The sequence below is a fragment of the Bradyrhizobium sp. 179 genome, assembly GCF_023073535.1.
Taxonomy (GTDB): Bacteria; Pseudomonadota; Alphaproteobacteria; order Rhizobiales; family Xanthobacteraceae; genus Bradyrhizobium.
The window spans coordinates 85,094-100,000 of the sequence record NZ_JADPJR010000053.1 but is presented as its reverse complement, the minus strand read 5'-3'; the positions used below and the strand labels follow the sequence as shown (position 1 = coordinate 100,000).

Annotated in this window: 9 protein-coding genes, 2 tRNA genes, 1 rRNA gene and 1 riboswitch; of the genes, 5 read left to right on the top strand and 7 right to left on the bottom strand. The window is 63.4% G+C overall.

Annotated features, from left to right (window positions below; all coding sequences use genetic code 11):
• Positions 1 to 13 precede the first annotated feature (13 nt).
• From IVB12_RS12085 to IVB12_RS12075, 3 genes are all read right to left on the bottom strand, one after another.
• Positions 14 to 89 (bottom strand) — tRNA-Ala (locus IVB12_RS12085).
• 114 nt (positions 90 to 203) lie between these two features.
• A tRNA-Ile gene (locus IVB12_RS12080) sits at positions 204 to 280 on the bottom strand.
• A 225-nt stretch (positions 281 to 505) separates the two neighbouring features.
• Positions 506 to 1,994 (bottom strand): 16S ribosomal RNA (locus IVB12_RS12075).
• Positions 1,995 to 2,996: 1,002 nt separating this feature from the next.
• On the opposite strand from IVB12_RS12075, the gene IVB12_RS12070 reads away from it, so the two are divergent.
• From IVB12_RS12070 to IVB12_RS12060, 3 genes are all read left to right on the top strand, one after another.
• Entirely contained in the window at positions 2,997 to 5,060 is a 2,064-nt protein-coding gene (locus IVB12_RS12070; protein ID WP_247299104.1) for a M23 family metallopeptidase, read from the top strand.
• A gap of 93 nt (positions 5,061 to 5,153) precedes the next feature.
• Positions 5,154 to 6,785, top strand: coding sequence for a hypothetical protein (locus tag IVB12_RS12065; RefSeq protein WP_247299102.1), 1,632 nt, complete (start codon positions 5,154 to 5,156; stop codon positions 6,783 to 6,785).
• 87 nt (positions 6,786 to 6,872) lie between these two features.
• Complete coding sequence (locus IVB12_RS12060) at positions 6,873 to 7,139, top strand: hypothetical protein (protein ID WP_247276784.1); 267 nt, start codon at positions 6,873 to 6,875, stop codon at positions 7,137 to 7,139.
• A gap of 79 nt (positions 7,140 to 7,218) precedes the next feature.
• On the opposite strand, the gene clpB is transcribed toward IVB12_RS12060, so the two are convergent.
• Positions 7,219 to 9,858, bottom strand: coding sequence for an ATP-dependent chaperone ClpB (gene clpB, locus IVB12_RS12055; RefSeq protein WP_247299100.1), 2,640 nt, complete (start codon positions 9,856 to 9,858; stop codon positions 7,219 to 7,221).
• A 238-nt stretch (positions 9,859 to 10,096) separates the two neighbouring features.
• Here clpB and IVB12_RS12050 point away from each other — a divergent pair, with 238 nt between their 5' ends.
• A complete protein-coding gene (locus tag IVB12_RS12050; RefSeq protein ID WP_247299098.1) occupies positions 10,097 to 10,882 on the top strand; it encodes an MOSC domain-containing protein in 786 nt (261 codons plus the stop codon).
• A 122-nt stretch (positions 10,883 to 11,004) separates the two neighbouring features.
• On the opposite strand, the gene IVB12_RS12045 is transcribed toward IVB12_RS12050, so the two are convergent.
• A complete protein-coding gene (locus IVB12_RS12045) occupies positions 11,005 to 11,691 on the bottom strand; it encodes a TIGR02594 family protein (protein ID WP_247299096.1) in 687 nt (228 codons plus the stop codon).
• Between the two features lie 197 nt (positions 11,692 to 11,888).
• Between IVB12_RS12045 and IVB12_RS12040 the strand changes: the two genes are divergently transcribed.
• Positions 11,889 to 12,752 carry an alpha/beta hydrolase gene (locus IVB12_RS12040; protein WP_247299094.1) on the top strand — a complete coding sequence of 288 codons (864 nt, stop codon included), beginning with the start codon at positions 11,889 to 11,891 and terminating at the stop codon, positions 12,750 to 12,752.
• Between the two features lie 115 nt (positions 12,753 to 12,867).
• Here IVB12_RS12040 and metW read toward each other — a convergent pair whose 3' ends face one another.
• Together metW and IVB12_RS12030 are read right to left on the bottom strand one after the other, a co-directional pair.
• Positions 12,868 to 13,530 carry a methionine biosynthesis protein MetW gene (metW, locus tag IVB12_RS12035; protein WP_247299092.1) on the bottom strand — a complete coding sequence of 221 codons (663 nt, stop codon included), beginning with the start codon at positions 13,528 to 13,530 and terminating at the stop codon, positions 12,868 to 12,870.
• Between the two features lies 1 nt (position 13,531).
• Positions 13,532 to 14,734, bottom strand: coding sequence for a homoserine O-acetyltransferase (locus IVB12_RS12030; RefSeq protein WP_247299090.1), 1,203 nt, complete (start codon positions 14,732 to 14,734; stop codon positions 13,532 to 13,534).
• Between the two features lie 90 nt (positions 14,735 to 14,824).
• Positions 14,825 to 14,904, bottom strand: a riboswitch (SAM riboswitch).
• Between the last annotated feature and the right edge of the window lie 3 nt (positions 14,905 to 14,907).

Below are 14,907 nucleotides of genomic sequence, written 5' to 3'. Positions count from 1 at the left end.
AGCCTGCGGAGGCTGGTGGAGCCAGACGGGATCGAACCGACGACCTCATGCTTGCAAAGCACGCGCTCTCCCAGCTGAGCTATGGCCCCGTAACCAGAAGACGAAGCGCCTCTCTTAAGTCCGGCGCCGCCCGAGGGGCTATGCCGGACACGCTTCGCTTCTTGTCTCGCGTGGCGGTGCCACGCAAAGCCAACGGCGAAGCGTGGTGGGCCTGGGAAGACTTGAACTTCCGACCTCACGCTTATCAAGCGCGCGCTCTAACCAACTGAGCTACAAGCCCCTAACGCTATCCTTATCAGGACTAGGGTCTTGCGTGCATGCATCGGCGACCAGCGCCGAATGCAATCGCACAGCGCAGCCCCGGCGCGTGTTCGTCCGCGAAGAAAGAGAAACGAAGACGGCGAAATCCCGCCAATGCAGCTCAACGATCTGGCGATCTGTTGGCCACTGATGTTTCTAAAACGATCCGATAGTGAGCGTGAGCTCGCTGAAGGATCATCCTTAGAAAGGAGGTGATCCAGCCGCAGGTTCCCCTACGGCTACCTTGTTACGACTTCACCCCAGTCGCTGACCCTACCGTGGCCGGCTGCCTCCCTTGCGGGTTAGCGCACCGTCTTCAGGTAAAGCCAACTCCCATGGTGTGACGGGCGGTGTGTACAAGGCCCGGGAACGTATTCACCGTGGCGTGCTGATCCACGATTACTAGCGATTCCAACTTCATGGGCTCGAGTTGCAGAGCCCAATCCGAACTGAGACGGCTTTTTGAGATTTGCGAAGGGTCGCCCCTTAGCATCCCATTGTCACCGCCATTGTAGCACGTGTGTAGCCCAGCCCGTAAGGGCCATGAGGACTTGACGTCATCCCCACCTTCCTCGCGGCTTATCACCGGCAGTCTCCTTAGAGTGCTCAACTAAATGGTAGCAACTAAGGACGGGGGTTGCGCTCGTTGCGGGACTTAACCCAACATCTCACGACACGAGCTGACGACAGCCATGCAGCACCTGTGTTCCAGGCTCCGAAGAGAAGGTCACATCTCTGCGACCGGTCCTGGACATGTCAAGGGCTGGTAAGGTTCTGCGCGTTGCGTCGAATTAAACCACATGCTCCACCGCTTGTGCGGGCCCCCGTCAATTCCTTTGAGTTTTAATCTTGCGACCGTACTCCCCAGGCGGAATGCTTAAAGCGTTAGCTGCGCCACTAGTGAGTAAACCCACTAACGGCTGGCATTCATCGTTTACGGCGTGGACTACCAGGGTATCTAATCCTGTTTGCTCCCCACGCTTTCGTGCCTCAGCGTCAGTATCGGGCCAGTGAGCCGCCTTCGCCACTGGTGTTCTTGCGAATATCTACGAATTTCACCTCTACACTCGCAGTTCCACTCACCTCTCCCGAACTCAAGATCTTCAGTATCAAAGGCAGTTCTGGAGTTGAGCTCCAGGATTTCACCCCTGACTTAAAGACCCGCCTACGCACCCTTTACGCCCAGTGATTCCGAGCAACGCTAGCCCCCTTCGTATTACCGCGGCTGCTGGCACGAAGTTAGCCGGGGCTTATTCTTGCGGTACCGTCATTATCTTCCCGCACAAAAGAGCTTTACAACCCTAGGGCCTTCATCACTCACGCGGCATGGCTGGATCAGGGTTGCCCCCATTGTCCAATATTCCCCACTGCTGCCTCCCGTAGGAGTTTGGGCCGTGTCTCAGTCCCAATGTGGCTGATCATCCTCTCAGACCAGCTACTGATCGTCGCCTTGGTGAGCCATTACCTCACCAACTAGCTAATCAGACGCGGGCCGATCTTTCGGCGATAAATCTTTCCCCGTAAGGGCTTATCCGGTATTAGCACAAGTTTCCCTGTGTTGTTCCGAACCAAAAGGTACGTTCCCACGCGTTACTCACCCGTCTGCCGCTGACGTATTGCTACGCCCGCTCGACTTGCATGTGTTAAGCCTGCCGCCAGCGTTCGCTCTGAGCCAGGATCAAACTCTCAAGTTGGACTTGAACTTTGAACCGGCTGATCACAACGTTTGACGAGGTCCCACCATACTCGCGAAGCGATTCACATCGCTTGCGAACTGACCTCAATGAAGAGGCCATGGTGTTACCTTTGAAACGTGTACCGCCGAAGTCTTTCGTCCGGTCTCGATCAGAAAAGCCGAAGCTTCTCAGAAGCGAGACCCGCAAGGACTCCGCCGTCCACGTTTCTCTTTCTTCATCTTCACTTGTCAAACAGCCCGGGACCTTGGAGACCCCAACCTTCCAGCGTGGAAGGGTTCCGACACCCTTACCGACGATGAATGACTCCAACCGACTGGTGTCGATTGTTGTGTCACTCAACAAGGTGAGGAGCATCAGTGGCGCGTTCGCTCGCCTTGGTCAGTGACCCGGCGGCGCCGCGCTCAGTGGTTGGGGTTATAGTCCCCCCTCATCGGGATTGTCAACGCCCATCGTCAACAAATCGTCGCACAGTGGACCACCTGAAAATTTCTCGTGTTTACAGCCACTTAGGAGGACGGAGAACGGCCGGGCCGATGCTGTGCGAGGAAAAAACTGAAAAAAGTTTGGGCCCCTGCGGGCTCTGGAGCGGGCTTCGGAGGCGGCTTGGGAGAGGGCTTGGGACGCCCGTCCAAGGAGGCCTCCCGCGACCGCCCTTCAGGAAACTTTTTCCATAGGAGGCGCCGTACTTGAGCCACAATCCCGCGGCGTTCTGATAAGAGACAAGCTTGAATCGCGGGGATGCCAGTGGGGGCTGCCGGCGGTTTTCATGGGTCAGAGGAAGGCGATCTTGCAGATGGCGCGGCCTTCCTCCGGCATTCGAGAGACATCGAGAGACCTTTTTCCGTTTAGCTGTTCGTAATTTCGGCCGGCCCGTCATCGGGGCCTTCTGACCGCGAACGCCTATGCGGCTTGCCCTTTTCCTGCGATACGCCTCGAAGAGGGCGACCGGGAAAAGGCTCGATACGGGGCTTTTGGGTCGTTGAATTGGGGGACTTTGGGTTGAACCACAGGACGTCACGCAGCGCTTACGGGCGTGAGACCGGGATCATCGATCTCGGCCACGAGCCGCCGCTGTCGGTCGACGGTTCTGAGGCCGCCGTGATCGATCGCCGCCGAGTCTCGGTACAATGGTTCAGCGGGACGATTCTGACCGGACTCTGCGGCGCGGCCCTCATCGGCGGCGCCGTTTTTGCGTCGCTCGATGGCGAGATGACCTTCGCCAAAGTGCCGGAGCGGGTCGAAGGCGCGCTGCGCGGTGCATTCGGCGCAGCCGATCGCGCCGCCACGCTGCACAAGAGCGACCGCCTGCCGCCGCCAAGCGAATCCACGGCTTCGCGCAACATCGTCCGCGTCTCCACGGTCGCCCGCGTCGGCAACCGCGACGTGATGCGGGTGCGCCCGTTCGTCCGCATCGCCGGCAATCTGTCGATGACGACGAGCGATCTGTCGGCGAAGATTCCGCCGTTCAACGCCCAGCGCATGCTCACCGACGTCGGCTCCGATCCGAAGACCGCCTCCGACGACCCGAACAATCCCGAAGCCGTCGAGCCCGACGCCGAGGTCTCCTTCGTCACCAAGGACCTGTCGCCTGTGCTGCCGAAGGCCAAGATTTCCGCGGTGGTGGCGCTCGACGACATCCTGATGCGGGTGCGCGATGCCGCCAATTGGCGCGGCAATGGCGGGGTGCGCTACGCCTCGCTCGCCAATGCCGCCGCCGACGTCTCCGGCGCGACCGGCGCCTCCGACATCAAGATGGCCTATGCCACCGAAGTATCGCCGTCCGATCCCTATGCCGGCTTCGAGACGCGCGTGGTGCCGGAAAACGTCACGCTGCTGCCCAAGACCAAGGAGCAGATCACCGGCGGCAATCCCAACGGCGAACGCGTCCACATGGTCAAGAAGGGCGACAGCGTCGCTGGCGTGCTGCGCGATCTCGGCGCCACCGCCGACGAGATCAAGGCGATCACCGCAACGCTCGGTCCGCGCGGCCGCGACGGTGGTCTGAAGGAAGGCGAGAAGCTCCGCATCCTGATGGCGCCCGCAAGCCCCGGCGCGCGCCTGCAGCCCTACCGCGTCGTCGTCGCCAATGACACCATGGTCGAGGCGATCGCGGCGCTGTCCGATCTCGGCAAATACGTCGCGGTTGACGTCTCCAGCATGAACACCGTCACCGACGCTGCGGCCAGCGCCAACAGCGACGACGATGACGACGATGACGGCTCCGGCGTGCGGCTCTATCAGAGCATCTACGAGACCGCGATGCGCAACAAGGTGCCGATGCCTGTCATCGACGACATGATCAAGATCTACTCCTACGACGTCGATTTTCAGCGCAAGGTGCAGCCAGGCGATTCCTTCGACGTGTTCTACGCCGGCGAGGACGAGGGCGTGACCGCGAGCGAGAAGAACGAGGTGCTGTTCGCTTCGCTCACCGTCGGCGGCGAGACCAAGAAATATTACCGCTACCAGAGCCCCGACGACGGCGTCGTCGACTACTACGACGAGACCGGCAAGAGCGCGAAGAAGTTCCTGGTCAGGAAGCCCGTCAACAACGCCATCATGCGCTCCGGCTTCGGCGGCCGCCGCCATCCGATCCTCGGCTACGTGAAGATGCACACCGGCGTCGACTGGGCCACCACCTACGGCACGCCGATCTTCGCCTCCGGCAACGGCATGATCGAGAAGGCCGGCCCCGAGGGCGGCTACGGCAAGTACATCCGCATCAAGCACGCCAACGGCTACGAGACCGCCTACGGCCACATGTCGGCCTTCGCCAAGGGCATGGAAGTCGGCAAGAAGGTGCGGCAGGGCCAGGTGATCGGCTTCGTCGGCTCATCCGGCCTGTCGACCGGCCCGCACGTTCACTACGAGATCCTGGTCAACGGACGCTTCGTCGATCCGATGCGGGTAAAGCTGCCGCGCGGGCGCTCGCTGGAGGGCCCGATGCTGGCGAGCTTCGAGAAAGAGCGCGACCGGCTCGACGGCATGATGAGCGGCCGCGGCGGCGCCATCGCGAGGATGTCGGATGCGACCGGCGGACCGTTGCAGGTGACGAACCGCTAAATCGGCGCGGCCGCGCGCCACCTCACAACGTCAAGTTTCGTTTGCCAAAGCCGCTCGACGGGCGAATACTTTCCGAAAAAGGGAGGTCTCGCCATGAAGAACAGGCTCGCCTGCGCAGCCCTGGTTGCTGCAGTTTTCTCCATCACGAGTGCATCGGCTGAGACCTTGCCGGCAACCTGGGAGGTCACCAAGCTCGTCCCGGGCTCCGCATTCCACGGCGTCCACGGGCTCGGCATCGACAAGGCCGGCCATCTGTTTGCCGGCAGTGTCGCCGGCGCCGCGCTCTACGAGGTCGACATCGCAGGCGGCACGGCCAAGATCGCGATCCCCGCGCCGATCGGAATGGCCGACGACATCGCGTTCGCGCCCGACGGCACCATGGCCTGGACCGGTTTCCTCGCCGGCGATCTCTATGCCCGCAAGGGTGATGGCCCGATCAAGAAGCTTGCTTCCGGCCTTCCCGGTATCAACTCGCTCGCCTTCCGCAAGGACGGCAGGCTCTACGCCACCACCGTCTTCCTCGGCGACACGCTCTACGAGATCGACGTCGAGGGCATCAAGCCGCCGCGCCAGATCATGGAGAAGATGGGCGGCCTCAACGGCTTCGAGTTCGGTCCCGGCGACAAGCTCTACGGTCCGCTCTGGTTCAAGGGACAGGTCGCAAAAGTCGACGTCGACAAGGCCGAGCTGACCGTCGTCGCCGATGGCTTCAAGGTTCCGGCCGCGGTGAATTTCGATTCCAAAGGCAACCTCTTTGTCGTCGACACCGCGCTCGGCCAGCTCGTCCGGGTCGATCCGAAGTCCGGCGCCAAGACCATGGTCGCGCAACTGAAGCCGTCGTTGGACAATCTCGCGATCGACGGCAAGGACCGCATCTACGTCTCCAACATGGCCGATAACGGCATCCAGGAGGTCGATCCGGCGACCGGCCAGGCCAAGCAAATTATCATCGGCAAGCTGGCCCTGCCCGGCGGCATCGGCGTCACCTCGGACAATGGCAAGGATACCATCCATGTCGCCGACGTGTTCGCCTATCGTACGGTCGACGGTGCCACCGGCGAGGTCACCGAGAAGGCGCGCATGCACGCCGCCGGCGTCAATCTCGAATATCCGATGAGCGCGACTGCGAAGGGCAACGACGTGGTCCTGTCGAGCTGGTTCACCGGCACGGTGCAGGTGATCGACGGCAAGACCGGCGCCACGCGGGACATGCTGCACGGTTTCAAGGCCCCGCATGACGCGATTGTGCTCGCGGACGGCAGCATTCTGGTGGCCGAGCTCGGCACCAAATCGCTGGTCAAGGTGAGCGGTGAGCATGGCCAGGATCGCGCCACGCTGATCGGCGATCTCGAGGGACCGGTGGGTCTCGTCGGCGGATCGGCTGGCGAAGTCTATGTCACCGAGGCCTTCTCCGGCGCCGTCTCCCGGATCGACAAGAACGGCGCAAAGACCGTGCTCGCCAAGGAGCTGAAAATGCCCGAAGGCATTGCGCGCGCCAGCGACGGCAAGCTGATCGTGGCGGAAGTCGGCGCCAAACGATTGGTCGAGATCGCGCCGGAGACCGGCAAGGTGACGGAGATCGCGGCCAATCTTCCGATCGGCCTGACAGGCGCACCCGGCGGCCTGCCGACGCATATCCCGACGGGCGTCGCGGTCGGTGCGAGCGGCGTCATTTACTTCACCTCGGACGTGGAGAATGCGATCTACAAGGCGGTGAAGAAGTAGCAATCGCCGAACAAGAGCTGACCGCGGAACCCAGGCTCGGGTTCCCGGTTAGACGCTGACGGAAGCGTACCAGCAGGAGGATCGCCCATGACGCGCCTCTCACGTGACGATGTCGTCAAGGCCGTGGACCGGGCCGATGACGTCACCATTGCCCAGATCATCGGGACCGGCGCGACGGCCGAGGAACTCGCCGAAGCCCAGGCCTGGCTCGCCAATGACGAGCCGATGATCAACGACTTGCGGCCGCTGGCGCAGGGCCGGGTGCGCGAGCTGGTGGATATTCTCTCGGAGCTCGAGGAGGACGACGAGGAGCAAGGCCCCGCCGCTCCCGGCTCCGCGTCCGCGCTCAGCTAGCCAGCAAGCCAACCGACGAATTCGCCCCGGAAAGATAGATCTCTCCGGGGCGTCCTGTTGCTTCAGGCGGCAGATACGCTCAGTTCAGCTTCCGCTTCGGCACCGGGGCCTCGAACTGGGCGATCTCCGCGGTTTGCGGCGCCTTGCCGTTGAAGGTCAGCACGTTGCCCTCGGACGAGATCGCAACCCTGTCGCCGTCGCTGATCTCGCCGGCCAAGATCATCTCGGCGAGCGGGTCCTGGAGATAGCGCTGAATCACCCGCTTCAGCGGCCGTGCGCCGTAGGCGGGATCCCAGCCTTTGGCAGCAAGCCAGTCGCGGCCTGCGGCATCGAGCGTCAGCACGATCTTGCGATCGCTGAGGAGCTTCTGCAGCCGCGCGAACTGGATCTCGACGATCCGGCCCATCTCGCTCTTCTGCAAGCGGTGGAACAGGATGATCTCGTCGACGCGGTTGAGGAATTCGGGGCGGAAATGCCCACGCACCATTCCCATCACCTGCTCGCGCACGGCCGAGGTGTCCTCGCCTTCCGGCTGGTTGACCAGAAATTCCGAACCGAGGTTCGAGGTCATGATGATCAGCGTGTTGCGGAAGTCGACCGTGCGGCCCTGGCCATCGGTCAGGCGGCCATCGTCGAGCACCTGGAGCAGGACGTTGAACACGTCGGGATGCGCCTTCTCGATCTCGTCGAACAGCACCACCTGATAGGGCCGGCGCCGCACCGCTTCGGTGAGCGCGCCGCCCTCGTCATAGCCGACATAGCCCGGAGGCGCGCCGATCAGCCGCGAGACCGAGTGCTTCTCCATGTATTCGGACATGTCGAGGCGGACCATCGCGGTCTCGTCGTTGAACAGGTACTCGGCAAGCGCCTTGGTCAGCTCGGTCTTGCCGACGCCGGTGGGGCCCAAGAACATGAACGAGCCGGTCGGCCGGTTCGGGTCCTGCAGGCCTGCGCGCGAGCGGCGCACGGCGGTTGCGACCGCACGCACGGCTTCGGCCTGGCCGACGACGCGCTTGCCGAGCTGATCCTCCATCTTCAGGAGCTTCTCCTTCTCGCCTTCCAGCATCTTGTCGACGGGCACGCCGGTCCAGCGCGAGACCACCTGCGCGATGTGGTTGGCGGTGACCGCCTCCTCCATCATCTCGCCGGCGTTCTCCTTGGCCTCGATCTCCGCGAGCTTCTTCTCCAGCTCCGGGATCCTTCCATAGGCCAGCTCGCCGGCCTTCTGGAATTCGCCGCGCCGCTGGGCGTTGGCCAGCTCGACTCGCAGGCCGTCGAGCTCGGCCTTCAGCTTCTGGGCATCGGAGAGCTTGCTCTTCTCCGCGCTCCAGCGCGCCGTCAGTGCCGCAGACTTCTCCTCGAGCTCGGCAAGGTCCTTCTCCAGCGTCTGGAGCCGGGACTTGGAGCCGGCATCGCTTTCCTTCTTCAGCGCCTCCTGCTCGATCTTGAGCCGGATGATCTCGCGGTCGAGCGAGTCCAACTCTTCGGGCTTGGAATCGACCTGCATCTTCAGCCGCGCCGCGGCCTCGTCCATGAGGTCAATGGCCTTGTCGGGCAGGAAGCGGTCGGTGATGTAGCGGTTGGACAGGGTCGCGGACGCCACAAGCGCCGAATCGGTGATCCGTACGCCATGGTGCTGCTCGTACTTGTCCTTCAAGCCGCGCAGGATCGAGATGGTATCCTCGACCGACGGCTCGCTGATGAAGATCGGCTGGAAGCGCCGCGCCAGCGCCGCATCCTTCTCGACGTGCTTCTGGTACTCGTCGAGCGTGGTCGCGCCGATGCAGTGCAGCTCGCCGCGGGCGAGCGCCGGCTTGAGCAGGTTGGAGGCGTCCATCGCGCCATCGCCCTTGCCGGCGCCGATCAGCGTGTGCATCTCATCGATGAACAGGACGTAGGTGCCCTCGCTCGCGGTGACTTCCTGGAGCACGGCCTTCAGCCGCTCCTCGAATTCACCACGATACTTCGCGCCGGCGATCAGGGCGCCCAAGTCGAGCGCAAGCAACTTCTTGTCCTTGAGGCTGTCGGGCACATCGCCATTGACGATGCGCAGCGCCAAGCCCTCGGCGATGGCGGTCTTGCCGACGCCGGGCTCACCGATCAGCACGGGATTGTTCTTGGTCCGGCGCGACAGCACCTGGATGGTGCGGCGAATCTCCTCGTCACGGCCGATGACCGGGTCGAGCTTGCCGTCGCGCGCCGCCTGGGTGAGGTCGCGGGCATATTTCTTCAGCGCGTCGTAGGCATTCTCGGCGGTCGCGCTGTCCGCGGTGCGGCCCTTGCGCAGCGCTTCAATGGCCGCATTGAGATTTTGCGGGGTGACACCGCCCTTATTGAGGATCGTGCCGGCCTCGCTGGTCTTCTCCAGCGCCAGACCGAGCAGCAGCCGCTCGACGGTGACAAAACTGTCGCCGGCCTTCTCGCCGGCCTTCTCGGCCGCATCGAAGGTGCGGGCGAGCTCGGGCGCGAGATAGATCTGGCCAGCGCCGCCGCCGGAGACCTTCGGTACCCTGTTCAGCGCGTCCTCGGTCGCCTTCAGGATTGCACGCGAATTGCCGCCGGCGCGCTCGATCAGACCGGCAGCCAGCCCTTCAGTGTCGTCCAGCAGGACCTTCAGCACATGCAGGGTGGAAAACTGCTGGTGCCCCTCGCGCATCGCAAGCGACTGCGCGGATTGGATGAAGCCCCTGGAGCGTTCGGTGTACTTCTCGATATTCATGTCTTTTCTATCCCTCGGCCTGCCCTCGGAGCCCTCAAAGGCACTCCAGACGGCATCTTCATTGGGTTTCCGATCACCGTATTGACGTTTCAACCGGTAACAGTCGTGTTCTGCCGGCGGTGCCGCCGACCTGAGGCAAATGTGGGAAGCGGGTCGCTGATGCGGAAGAGGCGCGTTCACAATTTCGTGCGCTCACGGGCCGCTTGGCGCGGGCCTGCCGAATCCCCTAAGTAGCGGCATGATAGCCAGCCGCACCGCCGAGATTACCGGCCTCTACCGCTACCCGATCAAGGGCCTGACGCCGGAACACCTGACCCGCGTCGTGTTGCGGAGCGGCCAGACCCTGCCCGCCGACCGCCGCTACGCCATTGAGAACGGGCCGAGCGGGTTCGATCCCGAGGCGCCCCAGTGGAAGCCGAAAATCCAGTTTCTGATGCTGGCGCGCAATGAGCGACTGGCCTCCCTCGACAGCTGGTTCGAGGACGCGACCAATCGCCTGACCATCCGCAAGGACGGCCAGATCGTCGCCAGCGGCGATCTCGAGACCGCTGCCGGGCGCGCCGCCATCGAGAGCTATTTCAGCGAGAACTTTCAGCCGGAACTGAAGGGCCCGCCCAAGGTCCTGTCCGGCCGCGACCACAGCTTCTCCGACGTCGCCCGCAAGGTCGTGTCCATCATCAATCTCGACAGCGTCCGCGCCCTCGAGACCATGCTCGGCGCCGCCGTCCACCCCCTGCGTTTCCGCGCCAATCTCTATGTCCGAGGTTGGCCGGCTTGGTCCGAGCTCGACCTCGTCGACCAGACGCTCGCGATCGGGCAGGCGCGGCTGAAGGTGGTCAAGCGCATCAAGCGCTGCCCGGCGACCAACGTCGACCCGGTGACCGCCAAGCGCGACCTCGAGATCCCGCCGGCGCTCTCGCGCCATCTCGGCCACATGGATTGCGGCATCTATGCCGAGGTGATCAAAGGCGGCGAGATCGGCGTCGGCGATGCGGTCGCGGTGGAAGAGCCGAGACTGGTGTGAGCGAACCCTTCGCTGCCGTAGGGTGGCCAAAGCGAAGCGTGCCCACCACTTCCGTTTTCGAATGTTGACGCACCGCTGGTGGGCACGGCGCTTCGCGCCTTTGCCCACCCTCGGCTCCATCGTTAGTTCGGCATCACATACGCATAGATCTTGCCGCGCGAGACCGGCGCCTCGCGGACGCGGTTGCCATTGTTGCCGGAGATCATGATCGGATTACCCCGCGCATCGATGCCGCTGATGATCCCGACATGGCCGCCGCGGCCGCCGCGCGACATCACCGCGATGGCGCCGACCTGCGGACCGGAGATGCGCGTGCCATAGCGCGCGAACGAACTCGCCATATCGGAGCCCGTGCCCTGATGCCCGGTATGTTGCAGCACCATGTTCATGAAGCGCGCGCACCACAGGCTGCCGCGTCCGGTGGGATTGCCGCCGAGATAGCGGCGCGCCTCGGACACGAGGCCCGATCCGCCGCCGAAACCGCCGCTGCTCATGGCGTTATTGGCCAAGCCGCTAGGGGCTATTCCATTAGTGGCCATGCCGCCGCTATTGGCGTTCGGATCATAGCTCGCCTGAATGTTGGCGAATCCGCTCGCCTGCAATCGCGCCGCGCTGCGCTCGAAGCGCGAGCTGCGGGCATGGTGGCGGTTGTGATGATGTCTGGCGTGGTGCACGTAAGCGTGCCGCTCTGCGCTATGACGATGATGCGGCCGCGCTGAGGCCGGAGAAACGAACGCGACGACCGTCGCGAAGAAGAGCGCCAGCGCGACAACACAACGCGACAGGCGAGACGCAAACAACTCGAACATTCTTCATCCTTCGTTACACCCCCACTTCCCCGATCGGCCCGTGCGCGGCCGACATCTACTTTGCGTATCAGAATCCCGATGTGGCGAGATCAAGACACGTCCCGGGAGATTTTGCGCGGAGGTTAACGGTGCTAGAACCCTCATGCGTGAACTGCAGAACGGCATTCCAATGCCGCAGCACTCTCAGGGAGAACCGCATGCCTTACGCCGTGACGAAGGATGATTGCCGTCTGTATTTCGAGGAAGCCGGCGCCGGTACGCCGATCATCTTCCTGCACGAGTTCGCGGCCGACTACACCAATTGGGAGCCGCAGATGCGCTACTTCTCGCGCGGCCATCGCTGCATCACTTATTCTGCGCGCGGCTACACGCCGTCCGACGTGCCCGATGGCGAGGCCTACACCTACACGCATTTCTACACCGACGCGCTCGCGGTGCTTGATCACCTCAGGATCGAGCGCGCCCATCTCGTCGGCCTGTCGATGGGGGCCTACTCGTCGCTTCAGATCGGGCTTAATGCGCCACAGCGCGCATTGTCGATGACGCTGGCCGGCGTCGGCTCGGGCTCCGAGATCGAGAATCTCGACGCCTGGCGCAGGCAGTGCCGCGCCAACGCCGAGCAGTTCGAGACGCTCGGCTCCGCCGAGGTCGCAAAGGTCACGCGCGAGGCGCCGAGCCGGATTCCCTTCCTGGTGAAGGACCCGCGCGGCCACGCCGATTTCTACGCTGCCCTTGCTCGCCACGATGCCAAGGGATCGGCGCGCACGATGCGCGGCTTCCAGGGCGGCCGTCCCTCGATCTATACTATGACGGATGCGATCAGAGGCGTTGCAACGCCGGCGCTGATCATCTGTGGCGACGAGGACGATCCGTGCGTCGGACCGAGCCTGTTCCTGAAGAAGCATCTTCCGGCCGCAGGGCTCGCGATGTTTCCGAAGTCGGGCCACGTCCTCAACCTCGAAGAGCCGGCGCTATTCAACGAGAGCGTGGAGCGGTTCGTCACGCTGGTGGAAGCGGGCCGCTGGCCGGTGCGCGATCCGAGGTCGCTGGCGGCGCATTAGCTGTCATTCCGGGATGCGCCGAAAGGCGCAGGCCCGGAATCCATCGGGCCGCGGTCGCTGTTGCACGATGGATTCCGGGCTCGCGCTTCGCGCGCCCCGGAATGACGGACAGAGACTACTTCCCCTCGCCTCTGCTCAGCAGGAACACGCCCTGCTCGCCGAACATGTTCCACACCCACCAGGGCAGGTTCAGCGGCACCGGGCGGCCGTAGAGGTCGAGCGCGACCGAGCGCTCCATCTTGACGTTGATCTCGTCGCAGAGCTCGACAAAATCCTTGATGGTGCAGAAGTGGATATTGGCGGTGTCGTACCAGGTTGCCGGCAGATTCTCCGTGCGCGGCATGTGGCCGCCGATCAGGAGCTGGAGCCGCATCTTCCAGAAGCCGAAATTCGGAAACGACACGATGGCGCGGCGGCCGATGCGCAGCAGGTTCTCCAGCACCACCCGCGGCTGCCGCGTCGCCTGCAGCGTCTGCGACAGGATCACGTAATCGAAGGCGTCGTCGGGATAGTTGACGAGGTCGGTATCGGCATCGCCCTGCACCACCGCGAGCCCCTTGGCGACGCAGCGGTTGACGCCCTCGCGCGACAGCTCGATGCCGCGGCCGTCGATGCCACGCGTTTCCAGCAGCTGGAGCAGATCGCCCTCGCCGCAGCCGACGTCGAGCACCTTCGAGCCGGGCTTGACCATGTCGGCAACGAGCAGATGATCGGCGCGAAACTGACCGGACGGCCCCGTCGCAACGCCGTTCAGCGGCAGCACCTCCTGTACCGACATCTTAGCCACCTTTGCCGTTGAGACCGCGGGCCTTGCCCGCGGATTGCAGGAAGGCCCGCGAGATGTCGAAGAATTCGGGGACGTCGAGCAGGAAGGCGTCGTGGCCGCGATCGGTCTCGATTTCGGCGAACGACACCCGCGCGCTCGACGCATTCAGCGCGTGCACCAGCGCGCGCGATTCCGATGTCGGGAACAGCCAGTCGCTGGTGAAGGAGACCACGCAGAAGCGGGTCTTGATGCCCACGAACGCCTTTGCCAGCACGCCACCATGATCGGCGGCGATGTCGAAATAATCCATCGCGCGCGTCAGATAGAGATAGGAATTGGCATCGAAGCGCTCGACGAAGGACGAGCCCTGATAGCGCAAATAGGACTCGACCTGAAAGTCGGCGTCAAACGAAAAGGTCGGCAGCTCACGGTCCTGCATGCGGCGGCCGAATTTTCGGTGCAGCGCGGCGTCTGAGAGATAGGTGATGTGCGCCGCCATCCGTGCCACCGCGAGGCCGCGATGCGGGTGGATGCCATGGTCGGCATAGCCGCCATTGTGCCAATCGGGATCGGCCATCACGGCCTGGCGGCCGAGCTCGTGGAAGGCGATGTTCTGCGCCGAGTGCCGCGTCGAGCACGCAATCGCCAGCGCGGAGTACACGCGGGCAGGATAGGCCGCGGTCCATTGCAGCACCTGCATGCCTCCCATCGAGCCGCCCACCACCGCGAACAACGTGTCGATGCCGAGCCGGTCGATCAGCATCGCCTGCGCCCGTACCATGTCGGGAATGGTGATGACGGGGAAATCGAGGCCCCAGACCTTGCCCGTCGCGGGATTGATCGAAGCCGGCCCGGTCGAGCCCATGCAGCCGCCGATCACGTTGGAGCAGATGATGAAGTAGTGTTGAGGATCAAGCGGACGGCCGGGGCCGACCAGCGTCTCCCACCAGCCGGGCTTGCCGGTGACCGGATGCACGTTGGCGACATGCTGGTCACCGGTCAGCGCATGGCAAACCAGAATGGCGTTGGAGCGATCGGCGTTCAGCTCGCCATAGGTCTGGTAGGCGATCTGGAACGGGGAGAGATCGACGCCGCAATCGAGCCGCAGCGGCTGATCGGCGCCGAAATGCACAACCTGCGAACTCGGATGATCTACCTCGTGCGATCGATCGTCGGCGCTGATCGCGGGACTCGGAATCGACTTGACGCTACCCATCTGAGCATCGACCTCGTTTGCGATCAGACTTACGACCGCAGTGACATCAGGCCATAAAAAACCCGGCCTGAACGATAGGTTCGGCCGGGATCGGAAGCGTCCCCGGCCTGTTTAGCGAGTTTTTTAACGTGGCTGCAAGCCGGCCGGCTCAAATGACCACGGAACAGGCAAAA